Annotated in this window: 19 protein-coding genes and 1 tRNA gene; 11 read left to right on the top strand and 9 right to left on the bottom strand. The window is 42.1% G+C overall.

All coding sequences use genetic code 11. The features are described 5' to 3' along the window. Positions 1–11: 11 nt before the first annotated feature. Complete coding sequence (locus GJB62_RS04050) at positions 12–467, top strand: PPC domain-containing protein (protein ID WP_012407084.1); 456 nt, start codon at positions 12–14, stop codon at positions 465–467. Positions 468–564: 97 nt separating this feature from the next. Here the strand turns inward: GJB62_RS04050 and cobS are convergent, their stop codons facing one another. Next, complete coding sequence (cobS, locus tag GJB62_RS04045) at positions 565–1338, bottom strand: adenosylcobinamide-GDP ribazoletransferase (protein WP_114083565.1); 774 nt, start codon at positions 1336–1338, stop codon at positions 565–567. A 378-nt stretch (positions 1339–1716) separates the two neighbouring features. Here cobS and GJB62_RS04040 point away from each other — a divergent pair, with 378 nt between their 5' ends. The 5 genes from GJB62_RS04040 (at position 1717) to psbM (ending at position 4390) form a co-directional block, all read left to right on the top strand. Next, positions 1717–2169 (top strand): hypothetical protein, encoded by a 453-nt coding sequence (locus tag GJB62_RS04040; RefSeq protein WP_114083566.1) that lies wholly within the window; start codon positions 1717–1719, stop codon positions 2167–2169. 130 nt (positions 2170–2299) lie between these two features. Beyond that, a complete protein-coding gene (gene tgt, locus GJB62_RS04035; RefSeq protein WP_114083567.1) occupies positions 2300–3439 on the top strand; it encodes a tRNA guanosine(34) transglycosylase Tgt in 1140 nt (379 codons plus the stop codon). Positions 3440–3535: 96 nt separating this feature from the next. Further along, positions 3536–3673 (top strand): photosystem II reaction center protein K, encoded by a 138-nt coding sequence (locus GJB62_RS04030; RefSeq protein WP_006195022.1) that lies wholly within the window; start codon positions 3536–3538, stop codon positions 3671–3673. A 186-nt stretch (positions 3674–3859) separates the two neighbouring features. Beyond that, positions 3860–4156, top strand: a complete 297-nt coding sequence (locus GJB62_RS04025) for a 2Fe-2S iron-sulfur cluster-binding protein (RefSeq protein WP_114083568.1) — start codon at positions 3860–3862, stop codon at positions 4154–4156. Between the two features lie 117 nt (positions 4157–4273). Continuing rightward, a complete protein-coding gene (gene psbM / locus GJB62_RS04020; protein ID WP_012407089.1) occupies positions 4274–4390 on the top strand; it encodes a photosystem II reaction center protein PsbM in 117 nt (38 codons plus the stop codon). Between the two features lie 182 nt (positions 4391–4572). On the opposite strand, the gene GJB62_RS04015 is transcribed toward psbM, so the two are convergent. The 7 genes from GJB62_RS04015 to psbZ all read right to left on the bottom strand — a co-directional run bounded on the left by GJB62_RS04015 (position 4573) and on the right by psbZ (position 11223). Further along, positions 4573–5424 carry a universal stress protein gene (locus GJB62_RS04015; RefSeq protein ID WP_114083569.1) on the bottom strand — a complete coding sequence of 284 codons (852 nt, stop codon included), beginning with the start codon at positions 5422–5424 and terminating at the stop codon, positions 4573–4575. Between the two features lie 533 nt (positions 5425–5957). After that, on the bottom strand, positions 5958–7526 hold the full coding sequence (locus tag GJB62_RS04010) for an alkaline phosphatase (RefSeq protein ID WP_114083570.1): 1569 nt from the start codon (positions 7524–7526) through the stop codon (positions 5958–5960). A 176-nt stretch (positions 7527–7702) separates the two neighbouring features. Further along, complete coding sequence (locus GJB62_RS04005) at positions 7703–8968, bottom strand: glutamate-5-semialdehyde dehydrogenase (protein WP_114083571.1); 1266 nt, start codon at positions 8966–8968, stop codon at positions 7703–7705. A gap of 4 nt (positions 8969–8972) precedes the next feature. Then, positions 8973–9380, bottom strand: a complete 408-nt coding sequence (locus tag GJB62_RS04000) for a hypothetical protein (RefSeq protein ID WP_114083723.1) — start codon at positions 9378–9380, stop codon at positions 8973–8975. Positions 9381–10067: 687 nt separating this feature from the next. Beyond that, a tRNA-Gly gene (locus tag GJB62_RS03995) sits at positions 10068–10139 on the bottom strand. Positions 10140–10267: 128 nt separating this feature from the next. Then, complete coding sequence (gene ribH, locus GJB62_RS03990) at positions 10268–10846, bottom strand: 6,7-dimethyl-8-ribityllumazine synthase (protein ID WP_094346524.1); 579 nt, start codon at positions 10844–10846, stop codon at positions 10268–10270. Between the two features lie 188 nt (positions 10847–11034). Then, entirely contained in the window at positions 11035–11223 is a 189-nt protein-coding gene (gene psbZ, locus GJB62_RS03985; RefSeq protein WP_012407095.1) for a photosystem II reaction center protein PsbZ, read from the bottom strand. Between the two features lie 150 nt (positions 11224–11373). Between psbZ and GJB62_RS03980 the strand changes: the two genes are divergently transcribed. After that, a complete protein-coding gene (locus GJB62_RS03980) occupies positions 11374–14070 on the top strand; it encodes a CBS domain-containing protein (RefSeq protein WP_114083572.1) in 2697 nt (898 codons plus the stop codon). A 12-nt stretch (positions 14071–14082) separates the two neighbouring features. Here the strand turns inward: GJB62_RS03980 and GJB62_RS03975 are convergent, their stop codons facing one another. Next, positions 14083–14784 (bottom strand): Uma2 family endonuclease, encoded by a 702-nt coding sequence (locus GJB62_RS03975; protein ID WP_114083573.1) that lies wholly within the window; start codon positions 14782–14784, stop codon positions 14083–14085. Between the two features lie 531 nt (positions 14785–15315). Between GJB62_RS03975 and abc-f the strand changes: the two genes are divergently transcribed. The 4 genes from abc-f (at position 15316) to GJB62_RS03955 (ending at position 19989) form a co-directional block, all read left to right on the top strand. Next, positions 15316–16950, top strand: coding sequence for a ribosomal protection-like ABC-F family protein (abc-f, locus tag GJB62_RS03970; protein WP_114083574.1), 1635 nt, complete (start codon positions 15316–15318; stop codon positions 16948–16950). 138 nt (positions 16951–17088) lie between these two features. Beyond that, a complete protein-coding gene (locus GJB62_RS03965; RefSeq protein WP_012407099.1) occupies positions 17089–17415 on the top strand; it encodes a DUF6825 family protein in 327 nt (108 codons plus the stop codon). A 145-nt stretch (positions 17416–17560) separates the two neighbouring features. Next, positions 17561–19246, top strand: a complete 1686-nt coding sequence (locus GJB62_RS03960; protein WP_114083575.1) for an AarF/ABC1/UbiB kinase family protein — start codon at positions 17561–17563, stop codon at positions 19244–19246. Between the two features lie 17 nt (positions 19247–19263). Next, positions 19264–19989, top strand: coding sequence for a Stp1/IreP family PP2C-type Ser/Thr phosphatase (locus GJB62_RS03955; protein ID WP_114083576.1), 726 nt, complete (start codon positions 19264–19266; stop codon positions 19987–19989). Positions 19990–20457 lie beyond the last annotated feature (468 nt).

Genomic DNA, 20457 nt, shown 5'->3' with positions numbered 1-20457 from the left:
GCTTGAAATGTATGAATAAAGTTTTTGCGGCGGGTTTAAAACAACTCATAATTATTCCTGCCACATTGCTGGCAATAGGTGTAAGTACAAGCGCAGCTTTTGCTCAAAATAAGTTGTATAGTCCAATTCCTTTATCTAACAGTACTGAACTTTCCGATAGCCTCTCAGATAAAGACATTCCCACAGGTCAAGGTGGGTTTGCTCGTGATTATACTGTGAAGTTACAAAAGGGCGATAATTTAGCAGTTGATCTGTCATCTGAAAATTTTGACAGCATCATTACACTGCTAGCACCTGATGGATCGACTCTGGCAGAAAATGATGATGGCCCCGATGGTAGTAGCAATTCCCTACTATTTACCCGCATCGTAGAGACGGGGAATTATGTGATTCGTGTCCGATCTTTTGGAGAAACTGGGGTTGGGGCTTTTAAACTCAAGGTGACAAAGTTGCAACCGATTAAATAATTGGGAATTGGGAAGAGGACTTGGGGACAAGGAGAATTGGGGACAAGGGGAAAGACTTATTTCAAGTTCTCACCTCTTGTCCCCTTGTCCCCACATCTTAAAAAATGGTCAATACGCAGAGAAATAAGGCTTCAGTCCACTCGACGACTGCGCCGTAGGTGTCTCCGGTGTGTCCGCCTAATTTGTGGTTGAACCATGCGCCGGTTAAAGTGGCGATCGCACTTCCAGCAACTATCATTGCCAGTGCAAGAAATAATTGCTGTTTATCTATCAGCACAAGTAAACCACTCAAACCCAACAGCAATAACAATCCTGGTAACAAATCTTTGTAAGAACGAATGGCTTGTTTGTGAAATGCACCTTTGCCAGTTGGTTTTAAATAAGGATACCGTGCGATCGCTACTTGTTGTCCCCAACGTCCCCAGCCACAAGCCGCCATCAGTAACAAACAACGGTTTTCTGGCATATCTGTTAAGGCTGTGATTTTGAGTAGCACCAAGGCGATCGCGGTCATTGCTCCAAATGCACCTGTAGCACTATCTGCCATCACCTCCAGCCGCCGATCTGGGTCGCCTACTGCTAAACCATCGGCAGTATCCATTGCCCCATCTAAGTGCAGTCCTCCAGTTATGGCAATCCAAATACTTACTACCAAAGCACTACGAGTTAACACTGGCATACCCAAATAATCCATCCCCGTATCCAGTAACCCTAAAATCCCCCCAATTATTAACCCTACAAGCGAAGCAAGACGTGCCACTCCCTGAAAATCTAATCCGTTCAAATACGGTAATGGAATACTTGTATAAAATATGATACCAGCTGCCAGCTTTGACAGCAGCTTTTTCCACCACTGTTGCTGTTTCGTCATCGTAGTTACATTAATATTTGGCTAATTGCTGGATAATCATCATAATTTGACTACAATTGAACATCAGTACACTTTAAAGCTTTAGATAAGATTTACTTCTGTTAGAGATTATCACTGAAAATTTTGTTATGCTGTTCTAAGTAATTAATAAAACTTTTTGGGTAGTTGTTTATACAAAAATTAAATGGTTCAGGAAATTAAAATTCCATCAGGAATCAAAATTTGTGTTTTGTATTCGTTAACTAAAAACTTCCTCCAAATTGTTAGACGATTGCCCCACAAAATTGATATTTTTTTAAATGTAGGGAGTAAACAAGCTATTCAATTATGACTGTCTAGCTCTGTTGTTGCTCTCCTTAGCTCAATCGCTATTTTCCTATGAGTCACCATCTACCCGACACCAGGATACCAGCTCCGTGCATTATTAACACGGGCATCATTGTGAATAAGCTCGACATCCGGCGATTGCTGGCAGATTTAGGTCGAGTCCACTACATCTACACCCAAGAAGATAAGGTACTGAGCGAGGGTGAAGGGGATGTGATGGAAGTTTTTGCTAATCCACAAAGGTCTACCTTAGTGGCTAATCATGCGCTATATTTGAATGTTTGTAGTTTTGATTACTTGGAACTCAAACAGTCATCGCAACAAGAAACTTACTTCGATTTGATGCAAGACGGAGTGTGTCTGCGGTTGATTCCCCGCTCAACCCCCATACAAGAGCGACGAGAGCGAACCTTCAATGTCAGCGCTATAGAAGCGATGATGGAGCAAGTTCTCTCAGCCAGATGGGATGCAGAAATTGACGATGACTGTTCTGATTCTTTTTAAAATAGCGACTACTATACCAATTTGATGTAAGGCTGCGCTTTATTGATGTAGGGGCAATTAATGAATTGCCCCTACATCGTATAGTTTTGCATAAGTCTTAATAGGCGCATCTTCAAAAATCTAAAATGGCATGAGTGCGAATTTTTCCTTTGAATGTCTTGCTTGCTGTAGTCAGACAAAAGCTAGAGCCGGAGTGTTTTTTACTCCTCACGGGATTGTAGAAACCCCCAGATTTATGCCAGTGGGTACGCTGGCAAATGTCAAAACTATCACCCCAGCCCAGCTACGAGATACTGGGGCGCAAATGGTTTTATCCAATACTTATCATCTTCACCTACAACCAGGGGAAGCGATCGTGGCTGGGGGTGGAGGATTACACAAGTTTATGGGTTGGAACGGCCCAATGCTTACAGATTCTGGTGGGTTTCAGGTGTTCAGTTTAAGTGAGATGCGAAAAATTACTGAAGAAGGTGTAACTTTCCGCTCACCCCACGATGGACGAATTATTAACTTGACACCAGAACGCTCCATTGAGATTCAAAATACTTTAGGGGCAGATGTGATCATGGCCTTTGATGAGTGTCCGCCTTACCCAGCGACTCGGCAAGAGGTTGAAACTGCTACTGAACGAACTTATCGCTGGTTAGAACGCTGCATAACGGCTCATCAACGTAGTGAGCAGGCTTTGTTTGGGATTGTGCAGGGAGGCGTGTATTTGGATTTGCGTTGTCGTGCGGCAGAAGCTTTGGCTAAGTTAGATTTGCCTGGATATGCCATTGGTGGCGTGAGTGTGGGAGAACCGCCAGAATTGATGGCTCAGATTGTAAAAGTGACAGCACCACTTCTACCGCCCGAAAAGCCTCGTTATTTGATGGGTGTGGGTACTTATCGGGAAATGGCGATCGCGATCGCATCTGGGATAGATTTATTTGATTGCGTAATTCCCACTCGCTGGGCGAGACATGGAACGGCAATAGTTCAGGGCGGACGCTGGAATTTAAAAAATGCTAAGTTTCGTGAAGATTTTACGCCATTAGATGAAACTTGTCCCTGCTACACATGTCAAAATTTTAGCCGTGCTTATGTATCTCATCTGGTGCGATCGCAGGAAATTTTAGCTTATACGTTGTTGAGCATTCACAACATTACCGAGCTAATTCGCTTTACCCAGCATATTAGAGAAGCAATATTAAGCGATCGCTTCACCACAGAATTTGGCCACTGGCTCAACGAAGAAAGTGGAGATGAAGAGTGGGAAGTCGAAGAATAAGATATTAATGACCAATGACAAATGACCAATGACCAAACCATGTTAAGATATTTCTCAATTATGAAAGCTGTGTTGGATAGGTGGATTTAAACAAACATGGAAGCAGCACTTTTATTAGCAAAACTGCCTGAAGCTTACCAAATCTTCGATCCTTTGGTAGACGTTCTCCCAGTCATCCCTGTATTCTTCTTGTTGCTTGCTTTCGTTTGGCAAGCAGCCGTGGGATTTAGGTAAGTTAATCTATTTCTCAATTGAGTAGGACAGGTAATATACCTGTTCTATTTTTTTGTGGCACTATGTTTTCTAAAGTTAACATTTATTAACATTTTGTAATGTTTTAATATAATAAATAAGATGTGAATCAAGCCATGTCAATATGAAGCCTTGAAAGCCAAGCTTAGAGTCAAGGAGGAATCAGTTATGGGTAATATCAAATTCGTTAAAGAGAATAAAGAAGTAGTAGCGGCAGATGGTGCCAATCTCCGACTCAAAGCCATGCAAAATGACATTGATATATATACATTCATTGGCAAGATGACCAATTGTGGCGGTAATGGTCAATGTGGTACTTGCATTGTTGAAATAGTCGAAGGACTAGAAAATCTTTCCCCTCGCACAGAAGTAGAAAACCGGAAATTCAAGAAAAAGCCAGAAAATTACCGCCTTGCGTGTCAAACTTTAGTGAATGGCTCAGTCAGCGTAGTCACAAAGCCTTAAATTTTTTGGGAGCATTCGTAGTTAGCATTTGAGAAAGTAAAAAATTTGGGCTAACTCTGTCATTGATAATGGTATCCTAATGTTGTTGACTGGAAAACTAAGAGAGGCTTTCTTGCCATGCAAGTTAATGACCTGGGGTTCGTAGCGAGCATTTTGTTCGTATTAGTTCCCACTGTGTTTTTACTAATTCTGTACATCCAAACTGCTAGCCGCCAAGGTGGAAAAGATAGTTAAGAATTTGTGTATAAAATAAATAACCCCTGCACTAGTTGTGTAGGGGTTTTTATTTATCAACCACTAATTGATTGCTGTATATGGATTGCGCGGCGTTTAGCCTGTGTTGAGTAGTAAAGACAAGACAAATCTTACTTCTTTACTATCCTATTACAACAATTTTTATACTCAGCATTCTTGACTTAAGCGATCGTCCGCGCCAATAATACCGGACAAGTGGCATTGACTCGAACATAGTCAGACAAGGAAGATCCGATGAGTCGATCTATATCAACAAAACTCTTAGCGATGGATGGACGACGATCTGGAGAACCGAGCAATAATAAGTCTATATTCAACTCTTCTGCCAAGCGACAAATTTCTTCACCAGGTTTGCCACTGCTGATATAAGCACGAGATTGGATACCTTGTTTTTGAGCTTCTGCAACTGCGGCTGCTAAAACTGGATTTTTATCTGAGTTAACCTCGGTTATTTCCGATTTTTTACCACCTAAATCTGTACTAATATTTGCCAAAATTAACTGGCCTCCCTGAATATCTCGCAGTAAAAATAGTGCCAATTTCAAGCAGTTTTTTGCAGAATCAGAGTTGTCTATTGCCACCATAATGCGCTTAATTTTTTTCACATAAATGTCATCTTTTACCAGCAACATGGGGCGAGAAGATAGCTGGAAAACATACTGACTAACTGAGTTAGATAAAATAGATTGTAGTCGCTTAAGTCCGCGTGAACCCATAACAATCAAGTCAGCATCTATTTCATCAGCTACTTGGCAAACTACATCTTTGGGATCGCCTTCGCGCAAAATTGAAGAAACCTGGCTAGGATCTAAGTTCAAAGTTTGAATGGCATTAGCCAGAATTTTACCACCATTTTCCCATTTAGTGGTCATGGTAGCAGCAGTATTTTGTGCCTGAACAACATGCAAAATTGTAACTTTCGCAGATTCAATTGAAGGGATTTCTCTCAGGGTTTTGAGCATTTCTTCTGCGTGTCCCAATCCCGATACAGTCAGCAAAATTTTGTTTATCATCTTACGTAATTGTTTTTAAGTTTACTTTTGTTTTCGCTGTTAGTATTTGGCTTAGGTCGTATTTTGACCGCCTTGCTTGATAATCTAGTTAGTAAGTTGGCACGAAGAAACTTTGTTTTTGAGTATTTAATACTAAAAAAATGGTCAAATACAAAATACTCAACAAATATTTAAGTTTGTTCGCAACTTAGTTAATAAAATTCTCAACTAGACTTCAATTATTAAGCATACTCTCAATTTAGCCCGATCAACTTAATAAAATATGATGTTAGTTATCATTGTTAATCTATATTCACTTTTTTTAATTAGAAGTTAGTTAAGTATTGCAAAGAAATTGCCAAATAACTTTTTAGAAGGATTGATTTGCTGTAACGCTTAATAAGCGATCGCTTCTGGCTTAAATAATCTAAAGTCATATTTCAGACTACAAAGACCTCTCCCTAGTTTTACTATGCAAAATCTTCCCTCTCCGAGTCGGAGAGGGAGAGACTTGAACTTGAGTTAAAGTCAAGGAGAGGTTGATCGAACTCACGTTAACTCAGCTGCGCTCCTGGTTGTCCGTTTTGGACTGTAAACGAAGCTAGAGTTTTGACAGAGGCATTCAAGTCAACGATGCTTGATACAACGCGGTAGTCACTTTGCCAGCGTTGTGGGGTAAGGTTGCAACGGACATATCCCCGAAAAGCACCATCAAAAAACTTGGTATGGGGATTGTTACTTAGTGAAGCTTGAACTGGAGCGATAAATGCTGTGGGAAAGTCAGAGGTAATTGAGGTTCCTACGAACTCAGTGCCTACTGTGGCTGAATTGGGGTTATTAAAATCAAGCTTTAGATCGTGTACCCAACTAGAATGGATGTCTCCGGTAATCACCACTGGATTAGAAGGCTTGCGCTGGTTTAGAAAACTCAAGAGCCGATTACGTGCAGCTACGTAGCCGTCCCACTGATCCACATTGAAGACACCGGGGCCTGGACTACTATTAAAATTGTACTGGCCGAGCATGGTCTGTTGAGCAATCACATTCCAGCGCGATCGCGACTGATCTAACCCTTTTCGTAGCCACTGCTCTTGTTCTGAGCCGGTCATAGTAGCATTTGGATCAAAAGTTTCTGGGCAGCGAGGCTTCAGTCCATCATTACAAGGTTGGTTAGTGCGGTACTGCCTGGTATCTAGGACGTTGAACTCAGCTAAATTACCGAAAGTCAACCGACGATAAAGCAGTGCATCTGGGCCTTTAGGCAAGGAAGACTGACGGAGGGGCATGTGTTCGTAGTAAGCCTGGTACGCACTAGCTCGGCGTTTCCTAAAAGCCTCTTCGCTTTGGTTATCTTCGGGGATTAAATTGGCATAATTATTGTCAACTTCATGATCGTCCCAGGTGACAATCCAGGGAAAAGCAGCATGAGCAGCTTGGAGACTCTGGTCTGTTCTGTACAGGGCGTAGCGATCGCGGTAGTCTGCAAGAGTAATGATTTCTGGACTGTTATGCTGGCGTGGTCCACCAGATTGTGGCCCATATTCATAGATGTAATCACCTAGATGAACCACAAGGTCGAGGTTTTCCTCAGCCAAATGCCGATAAGCCGTGTAGTAGCCATTTTGCCAGTCTTGACAGGAGACAAAAGCAAAGTTTAGTTGTTGGGTATAGCTATAAAATGCTGGTGCTGTGCGAGTCCGGCCAATGGGGCTCACTTCTCTACCAGCTTCAAATTGATACCAGTACCAACGGTCAGGATCTAGCCCACGCACATCAACGTGGACTGAGTGCGCTAACTCTGGTGTTGCCAGCACTGTTCCTCGACGCACAACTCGTTTCATGTTTTCATCAAGGGCAACTTGCCACCGCACTGGCACATTTACCACTGGCATTCTACCTCCAGAAAGTGGATTTGGAGCCAGCCGCGTCCAAATAACAACACCATCCGGCAAAGGATCACCAGAGGCAACACCAAGACTGAACGGATAATCAGAAAACCTTGAGCTAGCCAATACCGGATGCCACTGGCTAGCAATTGTTAACCCAGTTAACAATCCTGCACCCAACAAAAAACTCCGCCGTCTACACCGATTTGCTAGCAGTCCGCCATCCATAAGTTCCATATTCACCTCTACCAGATGTAAATACAAGGAACCTAGCAATCCAGGATCAAGCAGAAATTAAGATTTTGTTAAGTTTAATATTGGGAATTGGGCATTGGAATTGGTTATCAATAATTATTCTTCTCTGCTCCTTATCTCCCCATGCCCCATGCCCCATTCCCCATTCCCCATTTAATTTAAAACCTGCCATTTCCCTGAACAATGTGCTTAACAGTGGTCAAAGTTTCTAGGCTGATAAATCCTCGACGATGACCTTTTTGGTTAGACATACCGAGAAACACCGAATCTCCACGCGAGGGGTTGCGGGAAAAACGCGGGGAAGTGTTGATGTAGGTAGAGGCACTGTTAACTCCCAAAGCAAACTGCCGACTTTCTTGGTAGGATTCAGTAACGATGGAGTCAGCATGACCACTGCTGTGTTCATTAATCCAAGCGATCGCACCCTCTAAGCTATCCACCAGTTTAAAAGCTACTGTCTTTGTTAAATAAGGATTTCCCCATTCGCCCTCCTTCACCAGCTGCAACTGGGGAAAGGCTTGTACTAGTTCTGCATCCCCTCTAATTTCAAAGCCTTTTTCCATCAAGCTGTTCCACAGAACTGCTAAGGATGATGGCAAGGCTTGACGATGAATGAGTACCTTTTCAATGGCATTGACTTGATCTGGTTCACTTTGATGGCTATCAAGAATCATCCAACGTACCATTTCTAAACTGGAATTTAGTGACCAGTAGAGATAACAGTTACCCATCGCGGACTTTAAGACTGGGCAAGTTGACTGTCGTACTACCTGCTGTACCAAGCTAGAACGTCCGTAGGGAATAACTAGATTCACGTACTGGTCTTGGGTGACTAAATCCCGAATTGAAGCACCATGTTCGGCTGTAATCAGTTCTACACAGCCTGAAGGTAGACCAACTTCTGCGATCGCATTTTGCAGTGCCTCAGCGATGGCGGCGTTGGAATGGCTAGCTTCAGTACTGCCTTTGAGAATTATACTATTGCCAGTTTTAATACAAAAACCTGCTGCGATCGCCCCTAAATCGGGAAAGGCTTCATAAATAAATCCAATCACTCCCAAAGGCATTAACTGGGTGTAACTCTGGGAATCTTCCAGTTGATAATCAGCCGTTCTGACGCGCCGTAGCGGATCTGATAATTCCCCTAACCGTTGTAAAACGTCTACTGTCATCTCTAGCCTTTTAGGAGTCAGCTTCAGCCAGTCCAATATCAACTCTGGCACTGCCATTTCTCGACTGGCTTCTAAATCCAACGTGTTGGCTTCTAGAATGTCGTCAAATGAGCGCTCAAGAGCTTGCGCCATCGCCAATACTGCACGACTGCGGTCTGCTCCCTTTGTAATCCCCAACTTTAGGGAAGCTTGATAGGCTCGTTGGGCACTAGTAATCGGTTCGGGGTGGTCATCTAAAACTTCAACAGTCATTGAGTTAACGTCTGTAGGTAAGCCAGACCATTAATGCTGGCAGAATAGCTAATAGCACCGCCACCATTGCCCAAGCAATAATGCTGGAACCATTTGCTAATCGCAGTGCTAATGGCAGCCATATAATCACTAGCACGAAAATAATGCCAAGTGCTATAGGCAGATAGCTTTCTCCCAAGCGGGGATGGACAACGTGCCAACTATTTCCCACCCAACGCCAAGCCCGTTTGTAGGGATAGGTGGTGGAAAGCTGTTCTAGGACATGACCATTATCTTCTACAACAAAGATTTGCTGACAGCGATCGCAACCAAATGCTTCTGTCAACGTAATCGGAATTAACTGACCCCGGCGACGACAGGGACAGGGGTATTCAGCATTGAAATCTATTTTTTCGGGTTTTTGAGATTGCACAAGCGTTATAGTAACTTGAGCGTGTTTTACACGAACTACGACAATATAATCCTTTGGTAAATGCAATAGAAGCTTCTGCTACTATAGATTGCTCTCTTTATATACATGTACTGGCAATACAAATATCGCCATGATTGCAAACAGTAGATGCAGCAGACTCTAAGTATCCTAATTTTCATATCAGTACGGAGTTTTTATTTGTAGTCTTTCCCCGAAGCTGACAATCTTATTTAAATTTTTCTTCTACTAGATAAAATCTAGACAAAGCTAGATATTATTTGACATTTCAAAGGGAGCATAGGAGCGGTTATCCCTTAATGTCGAGACACGAATTAGCCATTCGTGCATAAGTTTCAAAATGTTTAGATATATGTAACACTTCGGCTACGCTCAGTGTGAAATGTTAGTCAGCACACTGCTGACATTTATGACATACATAAACCTGTTTTAAGAGACTAATACCCTTGAATTCCCCCATAGTTTGAACAAGTTTTACTAGATGGGTAAAATCTATCCATAAATAAACAGTTCCACCATATCTAAATTACTTTATATTCTACCTATCTATGAAATTCATCAAAATTCGGAACGATTCACAGGAATACAGCGCGAATCGCCAAAAAATCCAATGCACCCTAAAAATACTAAACCTCTTGAGATTTTTAACTTCAAGAGGTTTTAGTTGGAAGCGGGTGACGCGATTCGAACGCGCGACATTCACCTTGGCAAGGTGACGCTCTACCACTGAGCTACACCCGCAATCAATTGCCATATATCAATATCTCAAATTTATCTCTGATTGTCAACCCCTTTATTTATTAATTTGTCATTGGTCATTGGTCATTGGTCATTAGTGAATGACAAAGGACAAATGACTAATGACTCATTTAGCCGAGTTCTTCTGACTCCGCCGTTAAATTGCCGATGCTGGCACTTTGAAAAGAGGCTGGCAAAGACTGGCTATTACGAGAATATGGCTCTGCTAGGTTAGAACGCAATTGCCGCATCAGGCTTGCCATTTCTAGGGCGTTTAGAGCATAATCCCAGCCATGATTACCTTTGATACCTGCCCGTTCTAAGGCTTGCTGCATAGTATCTACTGTCAAAATGCCAAAAATTACTGGCACTCCAGTTTGAAAACTAGCGGCGGCGATACCTTTAGAAACTTCGGCGGATACATAATCAAAATGGGGTGTTTGCCCACGAATGACTGCACCTAGACAAATTACAGCATCATAACGATGGGAAAGTGCTAGTTGGCGAGCTACTAAAGGTACCTCAAAACTTCCTGGAACCCAAACATAGTCCACCTGATTACCTTGGGGGTTAGGATCTACACCGTGGCGTTTCAAGCAATCTTGACATCCCTCTAGCAGCTTTCCGGTAACAAGGTCATTGAATCGACCAATCACCACTGCAAACCGCAAAGGCTCCGTTTGGGTAAAAGTTCCCTCGAAAACTGCCATGACTGCCTCTTAATCAACTATAGTTCTGGCCAATATACATTTCTTATTTAAATGTAGAGGAGCAGGAAAGCACGGTTAAAAAAAGGAAATCGGAAAAAATTTCTTCTTTTCTCCTTTGGTCTTTGACCTTGGCTTTTCTGCCCCTCTAGTTCTTATATTATGTGCCTGCGCCAGAGCAAAGCCGTCGTCTACACGACAAAAAAGTTTAACAAACCAACTAAAAATACCAAAGCAATCCAGACGGCAGAACCAACCCAGAGTAGTTTTTTAGATTCAACCCAATTTTGGGGAGTAGCGTAAGCAACCGGAACGCCTACAACCAGGACAAAGGACAATAGGACTAGACCTATCAAGGCAAATTGGAATATTATGGTCATTTTTGCTTCTCCCAATACAGCGAAATACTAAGGATAGAATATCCTAAAGGGCGACACTGACACTTTCTTATTATTTTTAAGCTAGCAGAAATTGCAACATTTTAGTCATTTGTCCTTTGTCTAAGTACCGATGACTAATGACTCTTAACTATGGATTTAATTCTTTGCCACACAACCGCAGATTTTGACGCACTAGGAGCAGCAGTAGGGTTAACGCGCTTACTACCGGGAAGTAAGATTGTGCTGACTGGCGGTTCTCATCCTCCTGTGCGGGATTTTTTAGCATTGCATCGGGATGAATATCCGCTAATTGAACGCCGTTCGGTGAATCCTGAAAAAATTCGTTCTCTGACTGTGGTGGATACGCAACAGCGCGATCGCTTGGGTAAAGCTGCTGAGTGGTTAGATTTACCCCATCTTGGGGAAATTATAGTTTATGACCATCACTTAGGACAAGAATCAGATATTCCTGCCACGCGATCGCATCTTTCTTCAGTAGGAGCCGCCACAACTTTAATTGTGGAGCAATTGCAACAACAGGAAATTTCCTTGACTTCTGCCGAAGCGACTGTGATGGCTTTGGGTATCCACGTTGACACTGGCTCCTTGACTTTTGACCAATCCACACCACGGGATGCCTTAGCTTTGGCTTGGTTGATGCAACAAGGTGCAAGTTTATCGGTAATTTCTACCTACCGTGACCCTGGCTTATCTTTGCAATTGCAGCAGCTATTAACTGAGGCGTTGGAAAATTTAGAATATATTTGCCTACGTGGATATACGATAGCTTGGGTAACACTGCAAACGGATAGTTTTGTGCCAGGGCTATCGAGTTTGGCTTCAGAACTCGTGGAATTAACCGAAATTGATGCGATTCTGTTGGCTAATCAGTATCCTTTGAGTGAAAATGATTCACGTTTAACTATAATTGGGCGATCGCAAATTCCCAAAACAAATCTTAATCTATTATTCCAACTCTTGGGCGGCGGCGGTCATTCACAAGCCGCATCGCTAAATCTAAGAGGAGTGGATTCACAAGCAATATTAAAACAACTCCTTGACGGAATAAAAGCACAAATTCCCCACCCCCTCACCGCTAGGGATTTGATGTCTTCTCCTGTTCGCACGATTCTACCTGAAACCACAATTGCTGAGGCACAGCGAATTTTGTTGCGCTATGGACACTCTGGTTTATCTGTAGTCGATACTCAAGGGCAACTAGTAGGTATTATTTCGCGCCGGGATCTTGATATTGCCCTGCACCACGGATTTAGTCATTCGCCAGTTAAGGGCTATATGACAAGAAATCTGAAAACAATTACACCAGATACAACACTGCCACAAATTGAGTCGCTGATGGTGACTTATGATATCGGACGCTTGCCAGTATTGGAGAATGAGCAGTTAGTTGGTCTTGTCACTCGTACTGATGTCTTGCGGGAATTACATCAGGAAAGGGATGAAAACGGAGAAGGGGGAGAGGAGGAGAGACAGAAAAGTAATATTAATCTCCCGCAATTGCAAAATAAACTTGCTCCTCAGTTATGGCAATTACTCACCATCGCATCGCAAGAAGCCGAAAAACGAGGTTGGCATCTTTATCTTGTCGGGGGTGCGGTGCGGGATTTGCTGTTAGCTGAGACAGCAGGTAGCTTGATGATTAAAGATATTGACCTAGTAGTTGATGGCTTTCACAAATCGGCAGATGTTGGCGCTGGTGTGGAACTAGCAAAAGCACTCCAACAACTTTACCCTGCGGCTCGTTTAGAAATCCACGGGGCTTTTCAAACTGCTGCTTTGTTGTGGCACAAAGACCCAGAATTAGATTCTCTTTGGGTAGATATTGCCACGGCTAGAACAGAGTTTTATCCTTACCCGGCGGCGAATCCAGAGGTTGAGGCGAGTTCGATTCGTCAAGACTTGTATCGTCGGGATTTTACTATTAATGCGATCGCTTTGCGGCTCACCTCTCCCCGCTCTGGTGAATTACTCGATTTCTTTGGCGGTTTACTCGATTTACAAGCTAAACAAATTCGGGTTTTACACCCTAACAGCTTTATCGAAGATCCCACCCGCATTTATCGTGGCGTGCGCTTTGCCGTGCGCTTCGGATTTGAAATTGAACCGCAAACGGAAGAGTTTATTCGTTATGCCATCAACAGTGGTGTTTATGATCGCACTTCCCAAGAGAATACCAAAACTCCAGCCCTACAAACTAGACTCAAAACAGAATTAAAACACATCCTAGAAGCGCCCTACTGGAAATCAGCTTTACAATTACTCGATAATTTAGGGGCATTGCAATGTATCCATCCTACCCTCAAACTAGATGCTTTACTCTTGCGACAATTACGTTTGTTAGAACTCTGTTTGCGGCGATTTGATGCTGAACAAACTCTCATTCACTGGCAAATGCGTCTAGAAGCATTAATCGCCCACCTAGCACCTGAATATCGGGTGAAAGTAGCACAAAATTTGCAATTACAAGACGATAGCATTGTTAGGTTGAAAAACTTAGTTCAAAGCTTTAGTCAAGTAATAGAATCTTTACCCACTTTTCAACACCCCAGTCAACTAGTGCAGTTGTTGCGGCAATATGATTTACCAATGCTGATTTTAATTGCTTTGCAAAGTCCGCGAGATATTAGACATAAAATTTGGGAATATTTAACAGTTTTGGCAAATGTGCAGCCACTATTAAATGGCAATGATTTAAAGAAACTTGGTTACAAACCAGGGCCACTGTATCGACAAATATTAGATGATATACTTGCTGCTACTTTGGATAGAGTAATTAAAGATAAGGCTGAGGCTGAAGAATTTTTAGCGCAACACTATCCTAAATGAAATAGCTCTGGTCTAAATTGTATCTGGATCGATATTTAACTCCCGCAGTTTTGCTGCCAAACGTTCAGCCTTTTGTTCGGCTTGTTCTGCCTTTTGTTCAGCTTGTTCTGCCGTTTCCTCCGGTGTTGGTACTAGTTGCCCATCTCGCGTAAAAAACCGCAATAAACCTTCATAAACTCCCAAATATAACCCTAGCTGATGACTCCACAAATATCCTTCTTCACTTGGTTGTAGAGGTTGATATTCTCCATCTACTAAATGAAATCCTGCAAATTCTTGTGTGTAAGGGTCAAACCAAAAATAATCGGGTGTACGGAAAGTATCTTGATAAATTTTTTTCTTTAAATCTTTGTCAGTATTCGCTGTTGAGTCAGATAAAATTTCTAGAATTACATTCGGATATTTACCATCTTCTTCCCAAACTACCCAACTTTTGCGGGTTTTACGTTCAGTTCCCAGCACAACAAAAAAGTCTGGCCCCCGGAAGTATTCCGATTTGCGTTGGCGCGGACTGTAGTAAATAGTTAGATTTCCCGCCGCATAAAAATCATTTCTATCTCTCCACAACCATTCCAGACATGTTAATAGTAGGATTATTTGTCGTAAATGAAGTTCGCTTTCCAAGGGAGGCTCATCACTATATAAATCACCAGGGGGAAATATAACATCTTGGCAGATGCCTTGTTGAGAATCTAATTCTTGAGCTATGGTCATAGAATGGATACGGCATCAAGTAGTTATGGATTTATTTTAACAGTCTCGTAGTTAGCGATCGCGCGTAGCTAATCGCCTATTTTTAGGGTACAGGTAAATCGTCCAATTCAGGCTCTATCATCTCAAAACCAATTTCATAAAAAAATCTATCCTGAATATCTTACCTCTGCGTTCTCTGCGCCTCTGCGGTTAAAAATCTTTATTTACCACTGAGAACGAGCGATCGCTACCCTTCCGAAATTCCTTTATGCTACACTGTAGTCAATATCAAACCTCATCACAACTCCAACGAGATAGCTGAAATGAAGTAGTACCAAACACCTGTTGCGCCAAAGCAACTAATGTCAACAAAGAATAAACGCAACTAGTTTGACAGGGTTACTTCACACAGTCATGTACTAACAATATTGTCATCATTCATATTTACATTTAACCGCTTGGTAAGTGTCTGCGGCTAAGTTTTTTGTGTCTAATATCCCGTAATTCCTGTAAACATACGGGCGGAAGTTCGCGAATTGAGGTTTGGAAATAATGCAGAAAAAATCAATATTATTAGCTGAGAATTTAGCTTACGAACTCAGCTTAGATAGAACTTTGTTTCAAAAAATCCAGGTGAGTATTGAGGCAGGCGATCGCATTGCTTTAGTTGGTCGCAATGGTATAGGAAAATCAACTCTATTAAAGATACTTGCAGGTCAAATTCGCCCCAGTATAGGTTCTATTTGGCGTAATGGTGTTGTCTACTATTTGCCACAAATCAGCACTATCAGACAAAAAATTACAGCAGAAACAGTACTTGATTTTTTGATTTCCGTCTCTGATGAATGGTGGAAGATTGAGGAGATTTTGCAAACACAATTCGATACAAATATTAATCTTTATCTCCCAATTAATAACTTGAGTGGTGGAGAACTGACAAAACTATTTTTAGCAATCGGATTATCTCAACAGCCCAATTTGCTGTTGCTAGATGAGCCAACTAACCACATGGATTTGCAATCTTTAGAAAACTTAAGACAATTTGTGCAAAATTTCACTGGGGCGTTTGTAATTGTCTCACATAAACCTTTTTTCTTAGACCAAGTTATAGATGTTACTTGGGAACTTACACCTGATGCTTTGAAAGTATATGGAGGAAATTTTTCTCAGTATCGAGAACAGAAACAAATCGAACTAGAAGCAGCATTGCGATCGCACGAAATCGCCAGAAAGGAACTAAAACTTACCCAAACCACAGCGATGCAAGAACAGCAACGCGCAGCCCAATCTAAACATAACGGTCGCGCCAAGTTTCTGAATGGTAGTATTGATAGAATGGCAGCAGGACTAATTAAAACCAAAGCTGAGGTGTCTACTGGAACTGCAAAAAAGAAACACGAAGCAGCAGTAGCCAAGGCTAATCAAAAGGTTGCAGAGACAAAAGTCAAAACTACAAAAGTTACAAGTATTCAGCTAGAGGAAAAAAATCAAAAGCGCCGAAATCTCATTAATATCCAGGGTGCAAATCTCAGGGTATCAGAACGTCTATTGATTCAAAATATTCAATTGCACGTGTCCTCTGGCGATCGCATAGCCATTATCGGCGCAAACGGTTCTGGTAAATCGAGTCTGGTAAAGGCTATTTTAGGAATAGAAAACCAAACAGTAGTTTTGGACTCAGGTGAGGTTTTGCTTGCACCAGCGATGAAAGCTGTATATCTCGATCAAAGCTACGAACTTATAAATCGTAAATACACAATTCTGGAAAATATGCAAGCTGCTAATGCTAATCTTAGCTATCAGCTTTTGCGTCAACAGTTGGGACACTTTCTCTTTAAATATGATGATGTTCACAAAAGCGCCTCTGTGCTGAGTGGCGGTGAATTGGCAAGATTAGCGATCGCTATGATCAGTATCTCAGAAATCGATCTGCTGATTCTCGATGAGCCAACTAATAACCTAGATATTGAAACCGTTGAACAAATGGTAGTAGGTATCAATGACTATCAAGGAGCTATTTGGGTCATTTCCCATGATTTAGATTTTCTCAGTCAGATTAACATTACTCAAAGTTTCAACTTGAGAGAGCAAGCCTTGCAAATTACAACCTATTTACCCAATACACCAGAGCAATATTATCAAGAGTTGCTGAAATGTCATGATATATGTTATTCCAGACCGGTGTAGCTGTCGCTTGTATGTCTGTAAACTCCGTGAATGATTGAATTGAGATATTGCTAACTCTAAATCTCTAACTCCCCAACAGAAGCCGTAAAGCATACAGGCAAGTTATAATTCTCTTGCGGATCAACGTAACAAAAATTTATGAGTAACCCACTAGTACAAGCCTTTTTCGTAGGCAGAGCAGTAGCCGAAGTAGTTAATGAGCGTTTAGAGGTCGCCTTGACCGATGCTTTGAGCGATCTGGGCAAATTTGATGCAGAAGCTAGAGAGCAGTTGCGCCAGTTTACAGAAGAAGTCCTAGAGCGGGCAAATCGGTCAGCAGAAGCAGCTAATTCTGGTCAAGCTACTACAGGTAGTGGACAAACCAATTCTGATTCAGGTGACTTGCAAGCAGATATTGATGAATTACGAGCAGAAATTGCCCTGTTACGCACAGAATTGCAACATTATCGCAGAACTTCTGCGTAAATTTTAGTCATTGGTCATTGGTCATTGGTCGAAAATTATTCACAAATGACAAATGACAAATGACACTAAAGAAAAAACAGTTTAGGAATCAGAGTGTCTTCTTTTTCAAGTGATTCGGTTGCAAACCAACGGTACACAAAAGGATATGGAACAAGGTTATTCAGATAAGGCATACCGTTGGAATCGGGAAAAATACTCTAGCAGACGGCGTTTTGTGGACATTTGGTCTTTTGTCTTGACCTTATTGTTCAAACTTTGGCTATACAACAAATCTTGGAGTTATCCGGGTGGCGTGACTGAGGTAAAGCAAACTGCAAGACGCAAAACCCAAGCGGTCTGGATTCGCAATACCCTGCTGGATTTAGGCCCAACCTTCATCAAAGTTGGGCAACTGTTTTCCACCCGTGCTGATATCTTCCCTGGTGAATATGTAGAAGAACTAGCCAAATTACAAGACAAAGTACCGGCATTTAGCTATGAGCAAGTAGAAGCGACCATTGAGAAAGAATTAGGCAAAAAAATTCCTGAACTCTTCGATAATTTTGAACCAATTCCCTTAGCTGCTGCTAGCTTGGGACAAGTACACAAAGCTGTGCTACATAGTGGAGAATCGGTTGTTGTTAAGGTGCAACGTCCTGGATTAAAGAAGTTATTTGAAATAGATTTACAAATTCTCAAGGGAATTACCCGCTACTTTCAAAACCATCCCAAATGGGGACGTGGAAGAGATTGGTTAGGTATTTATGAAGAATGTTGTCGCATTCTTTGGGAAGAAATTGATTATCTTAACGAAGGTCGTAACGCCGATACTTTTCGCCGGAATTTTCGCGGCTACGATTGGGTGAACGTCCCAAGAGTATATTGGCGTTATGCCAGTTCCAGAGTGCTGACTTTAGAATATCTCCCTGGAATTAAAATTAGCCAATACGAAGCTTTAGAAGCAGCCGGTTTGGATCGAAAGGCGATCGCTCGTCAAGGCGCTCAAGCTTACTTACTACAGTTACTCAATAGTGGTTTTTTCCATGCCGATCCTCACCCAGGCAATATTGCCATTAGTGCAAGTGGGGCTTTAATATTCTACGATTTCGGCATGATGGGGCGAATTAAATCCAACGTGCGCGAAGGACTGATGCAAACACTGTTTGGCATCGCTCAAAAAGATGGCGATCGCGTTGTGCAGTCTCTGATCGATTTAGGCGCGATCGCCCCAACAGATGATATGGGCCCAGTGCGGCGTTCCGTCCAGTACATGCTGGATCATTTCATGGATAAGCCCTTTGAAAATCAGTCTGTGGCGGCAATCAGTGACGACCTTTATGAAATAGCTTATAATCAGCCATTTAGATTTCCAGCAACCTTCACTTTTGTGATGCGAGCCTTTTCTACCCTAGAAGGAGTAGGTAAAGGTTTAGATCCAGAGTTTAACTTTATGGAAGTTGCCAAACCTTATGCAATGCAGCTTATGACCGATATGAATGGTTCTGAGGGGAATACCTTTATTAATGAATTAAGTCGTCAAGCAGCTCAGGTAAGTAGTACTGCTTTTGGTCTACCACGTAGATTAGAAGATACGCTAGAAAAGCTAGAACGCGGAGATATGCGCCTCCGCGTTCGGTCTATAGAAACTGAACGGCTATTGCGGAGGCAGAGCAGTATTCAACTCTCAATGAGCTATGCTCTGTTAATCAGTGGTTTCACACTTTCAGCTACGATCTTAGTAGTTAGCAATCATGTCTGGTGGGCACTGCTGCCTGGTTTAATTGCACTAGTGATTTCAGTGATCTTGATCCGACTACTTTTGCGCCTTGACCGTTACGATCGTATGTATTAATTGTTGCAAAAAAAATTATGAAACTTAATTTCACGGGTTTTAGCGATCCGGGACTTATTCGTTCTAATAATCAGGATGCTTACTATGTCGACCCAGAAGGGCGGTTTTTTGTTGTTGCCGATGGAATGGGTGGCCATGCTGGAGGTGAAGAAGCAAGCCGCATAGCCACGGCAGAAATTCAGGCGTATTTGCTGGCAAATTGGGAATCTTCTAAATCTTCTCAAGAACTGCTAGAGCAAGCTTTGTGGGGTGCCAATGAAGCGATTTTGCAAGATCAGCAAAATCATCCCGAACGTGCTGATATGGGCACAACAGTTGTAGCAGTAATTTTTCGCGCCCCAGAGTCGCCCTGGTGCGCTCATGTTGGGGATTCGCGGCTGTATCGCTTCCGAGAGTCGCACTTAGAGCAGGTAACAGAAGACCACACTTGGGTAGCACGGGCAATCAAAATCGGTGACATAACCTTAGATGAAGCGCGATCGCATCCTTTTCGTCATGTATTATCGCGCTGTTTGGGGCGTGAAGACTTGCATCAGATTGATGTGCAACCACTAGATGTCAAAGCTGGCGATCGCTTGCTTTTATGTAGTGATGGTCTTACAGAAGAACTTGTGGAACAGAAGATTGCTAGCTGTCTCTTAGATGCTCCTTGGCTTGATAAGGCTGCCATCTCTCTAATTGAGGCTGCTAAGGAGCATGGAGGGCACGATAACATCACAGTTGTCATCGTCTCACTAGAATAAATAGTCATTGGTCATTAGTCGATGCTTAGTAACCTTAAATAAAGGACAACTAACAAATGACAAATGACAATTCTGGTAGATATACTCAGCAATTTGTTCAGTACGAGCATTTTTAGTTTTTACAATTTGATACAAATATTTTTAGCCTCCAAAGTCACCTAATGAGGCTGAATTTGCATCAAATTGATAAATTGACATCTTGCACATAATAAGGTAGAGCGACTATAATTCACGCTTATTACCATTCATTCCCCAACCTCCTGAAAGTCCTAGCTTTCAAAGCTTCCTCCATATTTATTTGTGGAGACAGAGTATCTTATGTTTTTCTCAAACAGGAAAACGTATAGGACTCAGGACAAAATCTGCTTATCTCCTCAAAAGAGATTAGTGCAAAACAGAAATGGTTGAGAGGTAGTTATATCTACACTTAGTTCAAACAGAGCTTATTTTCCGGAATACGGCTCGGCT

This window comes from Nostoc sp. ATCC 53789, from assembly GCF_009873495.1.
GTDB lineage: Bacteria > Cyanobacteriota > Cyanobacteriia > Cyanobacteriales > Nostocaceae > Nostoc > Nostoc muscorum_A.
This window is presented reverse-complemented; position numbering and strand designations above follow the sequence as displayed.